We start from the raw sequence: 12,925 nt of genomic DNA, 5'->3' as shown, positions 1-12,925 counted from the left end.
CTTCGGCGTGAGCCGACGCCCAGTCGAGCGGACCGAGGCCCGGTTGCCTCCCCGCCTCAGTCCCATTCCCAGCGGATGCCGTGCACGCCCGGCCGCAGGTCCTCGGCGACCAGGTGGACGGACCGGTGCGCGTTCGGCACCACCTCCGCGACGTCGAGCTCGGGCGCTCCCACCGAGCGGCGTGCGAACCGGTGGCATCGAACCGGCAGCGCCGCCGCGTCGAACGCCACCTGGAGCACGTACTGGCCGGTCGGGAACCGGAACCCCCGCTCGTAGCTGTCGCACTGGCGGCGGCTGTCATCGGCGACCTCGTAGCGCAGCAGGTACGTCTCGTCCGGGAGGAGCACCGAGTCGAACATCAGCTCGGCGACGACCAGCAGCGCGGCGGGATGCCGCCGGACGCGCCCGACGCGGCAGCCGTCCAGCGCCCTGACCTGCACCGCGTCCACGTCGCAGCCGGGATCGCCGCGGTAGACGGTGACGCAGCGGTCGACCCGCTCCTCGCCGGGCCGGGCCCGGACGGTCTGGAGCAGCTCGCGGCGCCGCCCGTCCCGGTCCGGCCCGACCTCCAGCCGCTCGTACAGGTGGACGGTCTCCAGCCCGCGCCCGGTGAGCGGCCCGCCGAAGTCGGCGAGGACGGCCTCCAGCACCGGCCCCTGCGGCAGCACCTCCCGGTAGGCGACCGAGCCCGGCGGCAGCCCGGCGGCGCGTCCGCGCGGGCGCGGGGCCTCCAGCAGGGCCGTCAGGGACCGGTCGGGCAGGTCCAGCACCTCCTCCAGCGCCCGGACGGCGCGCAGCGACTCGGGCCGCTCGGGGCGCCGGCGCCCGCGCTGCCAGTAGCTGAGCGTGGTGACGCCGACGTCCACGCCCTGCCGGGCGAGGTGGTGGCGGACCCGGTGCAGGGACAGCCCGCGTTCGGCGATCGCCGTCCGGAGGGCTTCGTGGAACGGTCCTTCGCGGAGCGCGTCGGTGAGCCGGTTCTGCATGGTCGGTACCTCCCGTGGCGGGGTCAGGGGTCCGATCGGCGTTCACCGTGAACTTTCACAGCGCGCCCGTCACCTGACTCTTCGCATCCCACCTATGCGGCGTTTCACCGCATTTCAGGCATCGTTCACGGCCGTTCACACCCGGATCCGTTCCGCGCGCGGCCCGCGAGCGTTCACGTTCGGCGCCCGCCCGGCCCGCGGGCCCCTTGTCCGGGACGTCCGGATCTTCCGATCATCGTGGCGCGCGGGTCCCGCCGGACGCGGCGGATCCCCGGCCCGCGCGGGGCGCCCCGCCCTCGTCCCCGGCCCTGCCCTCGTCCCACCGGGCAGGCTCAGTCAGGAGCACACGATGCACCTCCGCAGACCACTGCGCGGCCTCACCGGCCTCGCGGCGGCAGGCGCGGCCCTCGCCGCCACGACGGCGGTCCTGTCCTCCGCCCCCGCGCTCGCGGCCACCAAGAACATCCTGAACATCTCGATGCAGGTCCAGCAGAACTCGAACTGGTGCTGGGCCGCGTCGGGCAACACGGTCGCGTCCTACTTCGGCAAGAACTACAGCCAGAACCAGTTCTGCAACCTCGCGTTCGACCGCTCCATCAACTCGTCCTGCGGGAACTGGCAGGCGACCCTCGCCGACGACCAGGAGGCGTTCCGGCAGATCGGGATCTCCCCCGGCAACTACGTCTCGACCTACCTGTACTACTCGTCGATCATCCGCGAGGTGGACGCCGGACGTCCCGTCCTGGCCCGCATCCAGTGGTCGTCCGGCGGGGGCCACATGGAGGTCCTCTACGGCTACGACCAGTCCAGCAACTGGGTCTACTGGGGCAACCCCTGGGGCTCCAGCCCGCGCTACAACTGGGCGACCTACGACTACTACGTCGGCAACGACTCGTTCAGCTGGACCCACTCCCTCGACCGGATCAACGAGTAGGGAAGCGCCATGACCCCCATCCGCACCACGGCCGGGGCCCTGGCCCTCGGCGCCGCCGCCCTCCTGGGCACCGCCCCGGCGGCCTCCGCCGACCCGTCCCCGACCGCCCCGGCGCCCACCGCGCCGTCCCCGGCCGACCTCGCCGCCGCGCAGCGGGCCGCGTCCGGGCAGCTCCCGCAGATCGGCCGGTTCTTCGCCGCGCACGGGCAGGGCCGCCAGGTCGCGCCCGCCGCGGCCGACGCCGAGCACGCCCGGCTCACCGCCGCTCCCGTCCCGGTCTACGAACTCGACCCGGCGTTCGTCACCGGACGGGCCGCCGCGCCCGGCCGGCTGGCCTACCTCGCGTCCCCCGCCGCCGCGTCGGACGGCCAGACCGCCTCGGTCTGGTCGGCGCGCGTGCGCGGCGTCTGGAAGGTCGTGAACATCGCGTCCGGCACGGACGAGGAGACCTACGCCGCCAAGGCCGGCGCGGGCGCGACGGCCTTCCACGAGCCGCAGATCGACGCCTGGTACGCCCTGCGCGGCGGCACGGTCGTCCCGCTGAACGCGTCCGCGCGGACGGTCGGGGCGTCCCTGCCGCTCGCCGCCTACCAGAGGCTCGTCCACCAGCGGTACGCCGACAAGCTGCCCGGCTCGGCCTACGCACGGCAGGGCGCGGCGGGCGGGTACGGCTTCGTCCCGCCGTCCCGTCCGGCCGCCCGCGCGGGCGGCTCCGGGTCCGGCTCCTGGACGCTGCTCACCGGGGCGGGCTGCGTCGGGACGGCCGCCCTGGCCGGCGGCGTCCTGCTGGCGCGCCGCCGCCGCGTCACCTCCTGACGCGGCCTCCCGGCCCGGCGACCGTCCTCCCGCGGTCGCCGGGCCGGGCTCTGCTTCCCCGCCGCCGCCTTCCCTGCCGCTGCCTTCCCGCCGCTACCGGAGGCGGCCGGCGTGCTCGCGGGCCACGATCGCCGCCTGGACGCGGCTGCGCAGGCCCAGCTTGGCCAGGATGCGGCTCACGTGCGTCTTGGCGGTCGTCTCGGCCATCCGCAGCCGCTCGGCGATCTCCTGGTTCGACAGGCCGTCGCCGAGGCAGGCGAGGACGTCCCGCTCGCGCGCGGTCAGCTCGTCCAACGGGACGGACGCCACCGGCGGCGCGGCGGCGAACGCGCCGATCAGCCGCCGGGTGACCTGCGGCGCGATCACGCCCTCCCCCGCCGCGACCGTCCGGACGGCCTCCACCAGCCGGTCGGCGTCCACGTCCTTCAGCAGGAACCCCGCCGCGCCCGCGCGCAGCGCGCCGAACACGTGCGCGTCGGCGTCGAACGTGGTCAGCACCAGCACGTCGGCCACGCCCGCGAGCTCGCGGGTGGCCGCGATCCCGTCCATCCTCGGCATCCGGACGTCCATCAGCACCACGTCCGGCCGCAGCTCGCGGGCCAGCGCGACCGCCTGCTCGCCGTCCGCCGCCTCCCCGACCACCTCGACGTCCGGGGCGGCGCGCAGGATCAGCGCGATCCCGGCCCGCACCGCCGCCTGGTCGTCGGCCACCAGCACCCTGATCACCGCGTTCCCCCTCCGTCCACGGGCAGTTCGGCCCGCACCCGCCAGCGCCCGCCGGACGGCCCGGCCTCGAAGCCGCCGCCGAGCAGCGTCGCCCGCTCCCGCATCCCGATCAGCCCGGCCCCGGCCCCCGGCACCTCCGACGCGCCGCCGAGCGGGCTGGTCACCTCCACGCCGACCAGGGACGTCCCGTAGGTCAGCCGCACCTCCGCCTCGCCCGGCCCGCCGTGCTTCAGCGCGTTCGTCAGCGACTCCTGGACGATCCGGTAGGCGGCCAGCTCGACCGCCGACGGCGGCGCGTACGGCTCCCCGACGACCTCCAGCCGCGCCGTCAGGTCCGGCCGCGCGACCTGCCCGACCAGCCGGTCCAGCTCGGCGAGGCGCGGCGCCGCGGACGGCTCGGCCTCGTCCTCCCGGAGCAGCCCGATCATGCGCCGCATCTCGCCGAGCCCCTGGACGCTGTTCTCCCGGATCACCTCCATCGCCCGCCGGAGCCCGTCCGGGTCCAGGTCGGGCACCCGCAGCAGGGCCGTGGAGTGCAGCGCCACCGCGCTCAGATGGTTGGCGACCACGTCGTGCAGCTCCCGGGCCATCCGCGCCCGCTCGGCCGTGACCGCCGCGAGCCGGTCCATCTCGGCCAGCCGCGCCACCTGCGCGGCCCGCTCCCGCTCGGACTCGGCCCGGTCCCGGTGCTCCCGGACGATCATGGCCGTCAGCACCGGCGTCAGCCAGGTCGTCCCGGCGACCGCCCCGGTCACCACCGCCGGCCCGAACGCCTCCGCGAGCAGCCCGACCGCGACCGCGACGGCCACCGACGCCCCGCCCGTCGCGCCGAGCAGCCACCGCTCCGCCCGCCGGGGCCCGTACAGCGCGGCGGCGTACACGGCGTCGGTGTAGATGATCGCGCCGCCGATGCTCGGCCCGAGCACCACCTCCGCGACGTTCCCGGCCGTGGAGATCGCCAGCCCGGCCATCGGCGCCGTCCGGCGGAACAGCATCCCGGCGCACATCACCGCGATCGGCACGGCCCGCAGCCCCAGCGGGGCGCTCCACCCGTGCGCGGTCCACCGCACGTAGCCGTGCGCGACCAGCAGCAGCACCCCGCCCGCGAACGCGAGCGCGGCGAGCAGCACGCCCTGCAAGGCGGGGGCGTGCTTCCAGGTGACGAGGCGGCGCACTCCCCCATCTCAGCACCCCCGCACCCCTGCCACGTCCACCCCCGAGACCGACCGCCCTACATCCTTCGGAGTACGGCCGACCCCATGACGACCTTCCGCCGGGCGCCTGTCGCTACGCTTGTCAAGAGCAGAGGGGGACGACCGTGCACGACGGAATCTTCAACGAGGAGACTCGTGCCAAGGCTCTGGAGGAGCTGGCTCGCTTCGGCGAATCGAAGGGGTTCACCTTCTCCAAGTTCGAGTCCCTCGGCGACGAGATCATCATGCTCGCCGGGACCCGGTGGGAGCACGACGGGATCATCGATCTGATCAAGGAACAGGTGCCCAGGGGACGCTTCTGCAAGCTCTCCAGCGTGGACCTGTTGCTGACCTCGGATCCCGGCGAGCCCGTGCCCGCCCTCGTCGTCGTGCCCGACCAGCTCAAACCCGGGGCCAAGCCCTGGGCTCACGAGACGGAGCTGCTCGTCGAGGTGGTCTCCCAGCGCAACTACCGGGAGGACTACCACGGCAAGCGCCGCCGATACGCCGAGTCCGGGGCGCCTCAGTACCTGCTGGTGGATCCCCGCGAGGGCGTGTGCGTGCTCCATGACGGGCCGCAGAAGGCGGAGGGCAAGTACCGGAACGTCACCAAGAGCGTTTTCGGCGAGTCCATCAGGGGCCTGCTCTGCATGGACGGACGCGACCTCGACACCTCGGAGTTCCCCCGTTACGTGTGAGGGGCCGCGACCGCGCGGACGGCGAGGGTGATGAGGGGGAGGTCGAACTCGCCGTCGGCGGTCTCCGGGGTCGCGCGGAGGTGCGCCACGACGCGTCCGAGCAGGGCGTCGCGGTCCGCGGGGTCCATCACGAGGACGTGCGAGTGGGTGCCGATCGTCGCGGCCATCGACTCGGCCGTGCGGCGCTGGGCGTGCGGGAACTCGGTACGTTCCAGGCCGGGGAACAGGGGGCTGTCCGGCAGCGTCTTCGGCCGCCACTTCCTGGCGGTCACCGTGCTGCGGGCGATCCGCTTCATCTCCGCCACCCACGGGACGGCGTCGTCGTCGAGGTTCCAGAAGCCGCCCATCACGCCGCCGGGCGTGAGGACGCGGTGGATCTCCGGGTACGCCCGGTCCAGGTCGAACCAGTGCATCGCCTGGCCGATCAGCACGGCGTCCACCGAGCCGTCCGGGAGCGGGATCTCCTCGGCGCGTCCTTCGAGGGCCGTGACGCCGGGGTGGACGCGGCGCAGCTCGGCCAGCATCGCGGCGTCGGGCTCGACGGCGGTGATCGCTTCGGCGGGGATCCCGGCGGCGAGCAGCACGCCGGTGAGCTTGCCCGTCCCGGCCGCCAGATCGAGCACGCGGGCCGGACGGCGCTCCAGCCGGTCCAGCACCCACCGGACGGCCGCGAGCGGGTAGTCGGGCCGTTCGGCGGCGTAGGCGGCCGCGTTCGCCCCGAAGGACGCGGCGCGGCGGGCGACGAGGTCACGGGGGGACTCGGGGAAGGCGTCCTGCATGGGCACCAGGCTAGGACGGCGAAGGCCGCACCCCGCTCCGGGGTGCGGCCTTCGCACGGCGCCTCAGGTCAGACGCGGAACGTCCGTACGGACGTCCGCGGGGACGGCGGCGCGTCAGACGTTGAAGCCGAGCGCGCGGAGCTGGTCCCGGCCCTCGTCGGTGATCTTGTCCGGGCCCCACGGCGGCAGCCAGACCCAGTTGATCTTCACGTCCTTGACCAGGCCCTCCAGCGCGCTGTGCGCCTGGTCCTCGATCACGTCGGTGAGCGGGCAGGCGGCGCTGGTCAGGGTCATGTCCAGGGTGGCGACCCCGTCGGCGACGTCCACCCCGTAGACCAGGCCGAGGTCCACGACGTTGATCCCGAGCTCGGGGTCCACGACGTCCTTGAGGGCCTCGAGGATGTCCTCGGTCGGGGGGGCGTCGCCCTCGGGCGCGGCCTGCTCCGCAGCGGCCTCCGGGGCCGTCTGCTCGGCGGTCGTCTGCTCCGGGGCCTGCGGCTCCGGGCTCTGCGTTTCGGTGGCGTTCTCGCTCATGATGCCTCTCCCAGGGCGCGGGCGGTCGCGTCCTTGAACGCCATCCAGGCGAGCAGGGCGCACTTGATCCGGGCGGGGTACTTCGACACCCCGGCGAAGGCGATCGCGTCCTCCAGGACGTCCTCGTCCGGCTGGACGTCCTGGCCGCGCGACTGCATCAGCGCGAGGAACTCGTCGCCGACGCCCATCGCCTCCTTGACCGGCTTGCCGATGACCAGGTCGGTCATCACCGACGCGCTGGCCTGGCTGATCGAGCAGCCCATGGCGTCGTACGAGACGTCGGCGACCAGCGCGTCCCGGCCCGTGCCGTCGAGGTGCACGCGGACCGTCGCCTCGTCCCCGCAGGTCGGGTTGACGTGGTGCGCCTCGCCCTCGAACGGCTCCCGCAACCCCTTGTTGTGGGGGTTGCGGTAATGGTCCAGGATGACCTCCTGGTACATCGCCTCAAGCTGCATGGCTTCCGTTTCCTCGTGAGGGGCCTTCGCCGTTCTTCAACAGCCCGCCCGGTCAGGCTGTTCCGAAGAACTTCTGCGCCTGCCGGACGCCGTCGGCGAGGGCGTCGACGTCCGCCAGGGTGTTGTACACGTAGAAGGACGCCCGGGTCGTCGCCGGGATGCCGAACCGGCGGCAGATCGGCTTGGCGCAGTGGTGCCCGACCCGGACCTCGACGCCCAGCTCGTCCAGCACCTGGCCGACGTCGTGCGGGTGGATGTCGTCCACGGTGAACGACACCGCGCCGCCGCGCGCCTCGGTCGTGCCCGGCCCGATCACCCGCACGCCCGCGATCTCGCCGAGCCGCTCCAGCGCGTACCCGGTGAGCGCGGCCTCGTGCGCGTGGACGTCCGCCATGCCGAGGTCCGACAGGTAGTCGACCGCCGCGCCGAGGCCCACGGCCTGCGCGACGTTCGGCGACCCGGCCTCGAACCGCTGCGGCGGCGGCATGAAGGTCGTGCCCTCCATCGTGACGGTCTCGATCATCGAGCCGCCGGTGATGAACGGGGGCATCGCCGCGAGCAGGTCGCCGCGGCCCCACAGCACGCCGACGCCGGTCGGGCCGAGCATCTTGTGCGCGGAGAACGCCAGGAAGTCGGCGCCGAGCGTCGCGACGTCCACCGGCATGTGCGGCACCGACTGCGCGGCGTCCAGCACGACCAGGGCGCCGACCGCGCGGGCCTTCGCCGCGATCAGCTCGACCGGCGGGACGGTGCCGAGGACGTTCGACTGGTGCGTGAGCGCGACGAGCTTCGTGCGCTCGTTGACCAGCGAGTCCAGGTCCGACAGGTCCAGGCGGCCCTCGTCGGTGATCCCGAACCAGCGCAGCGTCGCGCCCGTCCGCCGGCAGAGCTGCTGCCACGGCACGAGGTTCGCGTGGTGCTCCATCTCGGTGACGAGGATCTCGTCGCCGGGACCGACCCGGAACCGCTCCGCCTCCGCGCCGAACGTGGCGGCGTTGCTCATCGCGTACGCCACCAGGTTGATCGCCTCGGTCGCGTTCTTGGTGAACACGATCTCGCTCGGGACGGCGCCGACGAACCGGGCCACCTTCTCGCGCGCGGCCTCGAACGCGTCCGTCGCCTCCTCGGCGAGCAGGTGCGCGCCCCGGTGGACGGCCGCGTTGTGCCGCTCGTAGAACTCCCGCTCGGCGTCCAGCACCTGGACGGGCTTCTGCGAGGTCGCGCCGGAGTCCAGGTAGATCAGCGGATTGCCGCCGCGGACCGTCCGCTGGAGAAGGGGGAAGTCCTTCTTGATCTCCTCGGGCAGCAGCTCGCCCATGGTTACGCGCCCGCCTTCACGTACTTCTCGTAGCCCTCGTTCTCCAGGACGTCGGCCAGCTCGGGGCCGCCCTGCTCGACGATGCGGCCGTGCGCGAACACGTGCACGAAGTCCGGCTTGATGTAGCGCAGGATCCGCGTGTAGTGCGTGATCAGCAGGACGCCGGTCTCCGGGTCGCCGTCGTGGAACCGGTTGATGCCCTCGGAGACGACCTTCAGCGCGTCCACGTCGAGGCCGGAGTCGGTCTCGTCCAGCACGGCGACCTTCGGCTTGAGCATCTCGAGCTGGAGGATCTCGTGCCGCTTCTTCTCGCCGCCGGAGAAGCCCTCGTTCAGCGAGCGCTGCGCGAACGCCGGGTCGATGGACAGCGCGTCCATCGCGGCCTTGGTCTCCTTGGCGAACTCGCGCAGCTTCGGCGCCTCGCCGCGGACGGCCGTGACCGCCGAGCGCAGGAAGTTCGACACCGACACGCCCGGCACCTCCACCGGGTACTGCATCGCCAGGAACAGGCCCGCGCGGGCGCGCTCGTCGACGCTCATCGCGAGGACGTCCTCGCCGTCCAGGGTGACCGTGCCGGCGGTGACGGTGTACTTCGGGTGGCCCGCGATCGCGTAGGCGAGCGTGGACTTGCCGGACCCGTTCGGGCCCATGATCGCGTGCGTCTCGCCCGCCTTCACGGTCAGGTCGACGCCGCGCAGGATCTCCTTCGCGGCCTCGCCGTCCCCGACGGAGACGTGCAGGTCGCGGATCTCAAGGGTGGCCATATCTCTCGGAATCTTTCCTAGTCCTCGGAGTCGAGCGAGACGTAGACGTCGCCGTCCTCGACCTTGACCTTGTAGGTGGCGACGGGCTGCGTCGCGGGCGGGTTGGTGGGCTTGCCGGTCCGCAGGTCGAAGCAGGACCCGTGCAGCCAGCACTCGATCGTGCCGTTGTAGACCTCGCCCTCGGAGAGCGAGACCTCCGCGTGCGAGCAGATGTCGCTGACCGCGAAGACCTCCTCGCCGCTGCGCACCACCGCGACCGGGGTGTCGTCCACCTCGACGGCGAGCGCGCCGTCCGCCGGAACCTCCGCCAGGGGGCAGACCTTCACGAAGTTCATCGGTCCCGCTCCGGACGGTCGAGCTCGGCCTCGATCGCCTCGGCGACCTTCTCGCGCACCTCGGCGACCTCGATCCGCTCGACCAGCTGGCCGAGGAACCCGCGCACGACCATGCGCCGCGCCTCGTCGAACGGGATGCCGCGCGCCTGGAGGTAGAACAGGTGCTCGTCGTCCAGCCGCCCGGACGCCGACGCGTGCCCCGCCCCGGCGACCTCGCCGGTGAGGATCTCCAGGTTCGGCACCGAGTCGACCCGCGTCCCGTCGGTGAGGACGAGGTTGCGGTTCAGCTCGTAGGTGTCGGTGCCCTCGGCCTCGGCGCGGATGATCACGTCGCCGATCCAGACGGCGTGCGCGTCCTGGTCCTGGAGGGCGCCGCGGTAGTCGACGCGGCTGCGGCAGTTCGGCACGGTGTGGTCGACCAGCAGCCGGTGCTCCAGGTGCTGGCCGCCGTCCACGAAGTACACGCCGTACAGCTCGGCGTCGCCGCCGGGCTGGGCGTAGGCGACGGACGGGGAGACCCGCACTAGGTCGCCGCCGAGGCTGATGTTGTGCGAGACGAACCGGGCGTCGCGGCCGAGCCGCGCGTGCTGCCGCGAGACGTGCACGGCGTCGCCGGCCCAGTCCTGGAGGCTGATCACCGACAGCGAGGCGCTGTCGCCGACGACGAACTCCACGTTGTCGGCGTAGACCGCCGAGCCGCGGTGGGTCAGCACGACCGTCGCCTTGGCGAACGGCTCCAGCACGATGGTGGTGTGCCCGTAGGCCGCGCCGGACGCGTCCTCGCCGCGCCGCCGGATGATGACCGGGGCGGACGCCTCGACCTCCTTGGGCACGGTCACGACCGTGGCCTCGGTGAACGAGGACCACGCCTGCGCGCTGACCCGGTCGGCGGGCACGAACGCCTTGCCGAGCCGCTCGTCGTCGCGTCCGACGGTCTCGACCTTGACCTCGGCCGGGCCGGAGACCTCGGTGATGACCTTGCCGGACGCGTCGGCGGTGCCGTTGTGCAGGCCCTTGAGGCGGCGCAGCGGCGTGAACCGCCACTCCTCCTCGCGGCCGGTCGGCACCTCGAAGTCGGCGACCTCGTGGGAGCCCTTCTCGTGCAGCGTCGAGAGAGTGCGCGTGTCCAGCCCCATCAGCCGACGGCTCCTTCCATCTGAAGCTCGATGAGCCGGTTCAGCTCAAGGGCGTACTCCATCGGCAGCTCGCGCGCGATGGGCTCGACGAACCCGCGCACGATCATCGCCATCGCCTCGTCCTCGGTGAGGCCGCGGCTCATCAGGTAGAACAGCTGGTCCTCCGACACCTTGGAGACGGTGGCCTCGTGGCCCATCTCCACGTCGTCCTCGCGGACGTCCACGTAGGGGTAGGTGTCGGACCGGGAGATCTGGTCGACCAGCAGCGCGTCGCACTTCACCGTGGACTTGCTGTGGGCCGCGCCCTCCTGGATCTGCACCAGGCCCCGGTAGGACGTGCGGCCGCCGCCGCGCGCCACCGACTTGGACACGATCGTGGACGAGGTGTTCGGCGCGGCGTGCACCATCTTGGCGCCCGCGTCCTGGTGCTGGTCCTCGCCGGCGAAGGCGATCGACAGGGTCTCGCCCTTGGCGTGCTCGCCCAGCAGGTAGACGGCCGGGTACTTCATGGTGACCTTGGAGCCGATGTTGCCGTCGATCCACTCCATGGTCGCGCCCTCGTAGGCGACGGCGCGCTTGGTGACCAGGTTGTAGACGTTGTTCGACCAGTTCTGGATGGTCGTGTAGCGGACGCGGGCGTCCTTCTTCACGACGATCTCGACGACGGCCGAGTGCAGCGAGTCCGACTTGTAGATCGGGGCGGTGCATCCCTCGACGTAGTGCACGTAGGAGCCCTCGTCGGCGATGATCAGCGTCCGCTCGAACTGGCCCATGTTCTCGGTGTTGATCCGGAAGTAGGCCTGGAGCGGGATCTCCACGTGCACGCCCGGCGGGACGTAGATGAACGAGCCGCCCGACCACACCGCCGAGTTCAGCGCGGCGAACTTGTTGTCGCCGACCGGGATCACCGAGCCGAAGTACTCCTGGAAGATCTCCGGGTGCTCCCTGAGGCCGGTGTCGGTGTCGAGGAAGATGACACCCTTCTCCTCCAGGTCGTCGCGGATCTTGTGGTAGACGACCTCGGACTCGTACTGCGCGGCGACGCCCGCGATGAGGCGCTGCTTCTCCGCCTCCGGGATGCCGAGCTTGTCGTAGGTGTTCTTGATGTCCTCCGGGAGCTCCTCCCAGGAGGCGGCCTGCTTCTCGGTGGAGCGGACGAAGTACTTGATGTTGTCGAAGTCGATCTCCGACAGGTCCGAGCCCCAGTTCGGCATCGGCTTCTTGTCGAACAGCCGCAGCCCCTTGAGCCGCAGGTCGAGCATCCAGTCGGGCTCGCCCTTCTTGGCCGAGATGTCGCGGACGACATCCTCGTTCAGGCCGCGGCGCGCCGAGGCCCCGGCCGTGTCGGGGTCGGCCCAACCGAACTTGTACCTGTCGAGCCCTTCCAGCTCGGGGTGGGCTGCCGTAGTCATAGGGAGGACCCTCCGGTCTCCTCGTCACGTGTGTTCTGACCGTCGTTCCCGGCCGCCTCGCAGAGGGACCGGGAGCTGACGTGGGTGGTGCAGATACCGTCGCCGTGGGCGATGGTCGCCAGCCGCTGGACGGGGGTGCCCAGCAGGCGGCTGAACGCCTCGGTCTCGGCCTCGCACAGCTGCGGGAACTCCGCGGCGACGTGCGCGACCGGGCAGTGGTGCTGGCAGAGCTGCTCGCCGCCGCCCGGCTGCGGGGCCTTCCCGGCGGCGGCGGCATAGCCGTCCGCCGACAGGGCCTCGGCCAGGCGCCGCACCCGCTGCTGGGGCGGGGCCGCCTGGACCACCGGGTGGTAGCGTCGTTCGAGGTCGGCGATCTGCCGCCGGGCGAACCGGGCCACCGCCTGCTCCCCCGCCGTCTCGGCGAGGAAGCGCAGGGCGCTGGTGGCCAGGTCGTCGTAGGCGTGCACGAACGCGCTGCGGCCGGCGTCGGTGATGGCGAACCACTTGGCCGGGCGGCCGCGGCCGCGATGCGCCGGACGGCGGTCGCGGCGGACCTCGATCATGCCCTCGGCGAGCAGGGCGTCCAGATGCCGGCGGATCGCGGCGGGCGTCAGGCCCATCCGCTCCCCCAGCGTGGAGGCGGTGATCGGTCCGTGCTCGAGAATGAGCCGGGCGACGCGGGCGCGGGTGTCGCGCTCGCCGCTCGGCGCCGCCGACGGCACGCCGGCGGGCCGCGCGATGGCGGCCTCGGCGCTGGTCGGTGTCTCGCTCACGTTTTTCACAACATCAGTGTGCCGTAATTCCTTCCCGGCCATCAACCGTTCGCCGATGCAGTGGCT

General features: G+C 72.5%; 15 protein-coding genes. 3 read left to right on the top strand and 12 right to left on the bottom strand.

Annotation, left to right across the window (positions count from 1 at the left end):
- Positions 1-56: 56 nt before the first annotated feature.
- Positions 57-986, bottom strand: a complete 930-nt coding sequence (locus ACFPCY_RS18225) for a hypothetical protein (RefSeq protein ID WP_378256640.1) — start codon at positions 984-986, stop codon at positions 57-59.
- A 349-nt stretch (positions 987-1,335) separates the two neighbouring features.
- Between ACFPCY_RS18225 and ACFPCY_RS18220 the strand changes: the two genes are divergently transcribed.
- Together ACFPCY_RS18220 and ACFPCY_RS18215 are read left to right on the top strand one after the other, a co-directional pair.
- Positions 1,336-1,920 (top strand): papain-like cysteine protease family protein, encoded by a 585-nt coding sequence (locus ACFPCY_RS18220; protein WP_378256638.1) that lies wholly within the window; start codon positions 1,336-1,338, stop codon positions 1,918-1,920.
- A 9-nt stretch (positions 1,921-1,929) separates the two neighbouring features.
- A complete protein-coding gene (locus ACFPCY_RS18215; protein WP_378256636.1) occupies positions 1,930-2,736 on the top strand; it encodes a hypothetical protein in 807 nt (268 codons plus the stop codon).
- 93 nt (positions 2,737-2,829) lie between these two features.
- Here the strand turns inward: ACFPCY_RS18215 and ACFPCY_RS18210 are convergent, their stop codons facing one another.
- Together ACFPCY_RS18210 and ACFPCY_RS18205 are read right to left on the bottom strand one after the other, a co-directional pair.
- Positions 2,830-3,462 carry a response regulator gene (locus ACFPCY_RS18210; protein WP_378256635.1) on the bottom strand — a complete coding sequence of 211 codons (633 nt, stop codon included), beginning with the start codon at positions 3,460-3,462 and terminating at the stop codon, positions 2,830-2,832.
- Positions 3,459-4,637 (bottom strand): sensor histidine kinase, encoded by a 1,179-nt coding sequence (locus ACFPCY_RS18205; RefSeq protein WP_378256633.1) that lies wholly within the window; start codon positions 4,635-4,637, stop codon positions 3,459-3,461. The genes ACFPCY_RS18210 and ACFPCY_RS18205 overlap by 4 nt, the downstream gene beginning before the upstream one ends.
- 143 nt (positions 4,638-4,780) lie before the next feature.
- On the opposite strand from ACFPCY_RS18205, the gene ACFPCY_RS18200 reads away from it, so the two are divergent.
- Positions 4,781-5,353, top strand: a complete 573-nt coding sequence (locus ACFPCY_RS18200; protein WP_378256631.1) for a Uma2 family endonuclease — start codon at positions 4,781-4,783, stop codon at positions 5,351-5,353.
- Here the strand turns inward: ACFPCY_RS18200 and ACFPCY_RS18195 are convergent.
- The 9 genes from ACFPCY_RS18195 to ACFPCY_RS18155 all read right to left on the bottom strand — a co-directional run bounded on the left by ACFPCY_RS18195 (position 5,344) and on the right by ACFPCY_RS18155 (position 12,901).
- Positions 5,344-6,132 carry a class I SAM-dependent methyltransferase gene (locus ACFPCY_RS18195; RefSeq protein WP_378256629.1) on the bottom strand — a complete coding sequence of 263 codons (789 nt, stop codon included), beginning with the start codon at positions 6,130-6,132 and terminating at the stop codon, positions 5,344-5,346. The genes ACFPCY_RS18200 and ACFPCY_RS18195 overlap by 10 nt on opposite strands.
- A 114-nt stretch (positions 6,133-6,246) precedes the next feature.
- Positions 6,247-6,666 carry a metal-sulfur cluster assembly factor gene (locus tag ACFPCY_RS18190; RefSeq protein WP_378256628.1) on the bottom strand — a complete coding sequence of 140 codons (420 nt, stop codon included), beginning with the start codon at positions 6,664-6,666 and terminating at the stop codon, positions 6,247-6,249.
- Positions 6,663-7,121: a Fe-S cluster assembly sulfur transfer protein SufU gene (sufU, locus tag ACFPCY_RS18185; protein ID WP_378256626.1), complete on the bottom strand. Its 459-nt coding sequence runs from the start codon at positions 7,119-7,121 to the stop codon at positions 6,663-6,665. The genes ACFPCY_RS18190 and sufU overlap by 4 nt, the downstream gene beginning before the upstream one ends.
- 52 nt (positions 7,122-7,173) lie before the next feature.
- Positions 7,174-8,439, bottom strand: coding sequence for a cysteine desulfurase (locus ACFPCY_RS18180; RefSeq protein WP_378256624.1), 1,266 nt, complete (start codon positions 8,437-8,439; stop codon positions 7,174-7,176).
- A 2-nt stretch (positions 8,440-8,441) separates the two neighbouring features.
- On the bottom strand, positions 8,442-9,203 hold the full coding sequence (gene sufC / locus ACFPCY_RS18175; RefSeq protein ID WP_378256622.1) for a Fe-S cluster assembly ATPase SufC: 762 nt from the start codon (positions 9,201-9,203) through the stop codon (positions 8,442-8,444).
- A 17-nt stretch (positions 9,204-9,220) separates the two neighbouring features.
- A complete protein-coding gene (locus tag ACFPCY_RS18170; protein WP_378256620.1) occupies positions 9,221-9,538 on the bottom strand; it encodes a bifunctional 3-phenylpropionate/cinnamic acid dioxygenase ferredoxin subunit in 318 nt (105 codons plus the stop codon).
- Positions 9,535-10,674 (bottom strand): Fe-S cluster assembly protein SufD, encoded by a 1,140-nt coding sequence (gene sufD, locus ACFPCY_RS18165; RefSeq protein ID WP_378256618.1) that lies wholly within the window; start codon positions 10,672-10,674, stop codon positions 9,535-9,537. Before sufD ends, ACFPCY_RS18170 begins: the two co-directional genes overlap by 4 nt.
- Entirely contained in the window at positions 10,674-12,086 is a 1,413-nt protein-coding gene (gene sufB / locus ACFPCY_RS18160; RefSeq protein ID WP_378256616.1) for a Fe-S cluster assembly protein SufB, read from the bottom strand. Before sufB ends, sufD begins: the two co-directional genes overlap by 1 nt.
- Positions 12,083-12,901: a helix-turn-helix transcriptional regulator gene (locus ACFPCY_RS18155; RefSeq protein ID WP_378256613.1), complete on the bottom strand. Its 819-nt coding sequence runs from the start codon at positions 12,899-12,901 to the stop codon at positions 12,083-12,085. Before ACFPCY_RS18155 ends, sufB begins: the two co-directional genes overlap by 4 nt.
- Between the last annotated feature and the right edge of the window lie 24 nt (positions 12,902-12,925).

Origin of the sequence: Actinomadura gamaensis (genome assembly GCF_042652125.1) — a bacterium.
In the GTDB taxonomy this organism is placed as follows: domain Bacteria; phylum Actinomycetota; class Actinomycetes; order Streptosporangiales; family Streptosporangiaceae; genus Spirillospora; species Spirillospora gamaensis.
Note: the sequence above shows the minus strand (reverse complement) of the source record. Positions and strands in the feature narration are given on the sequence as shown.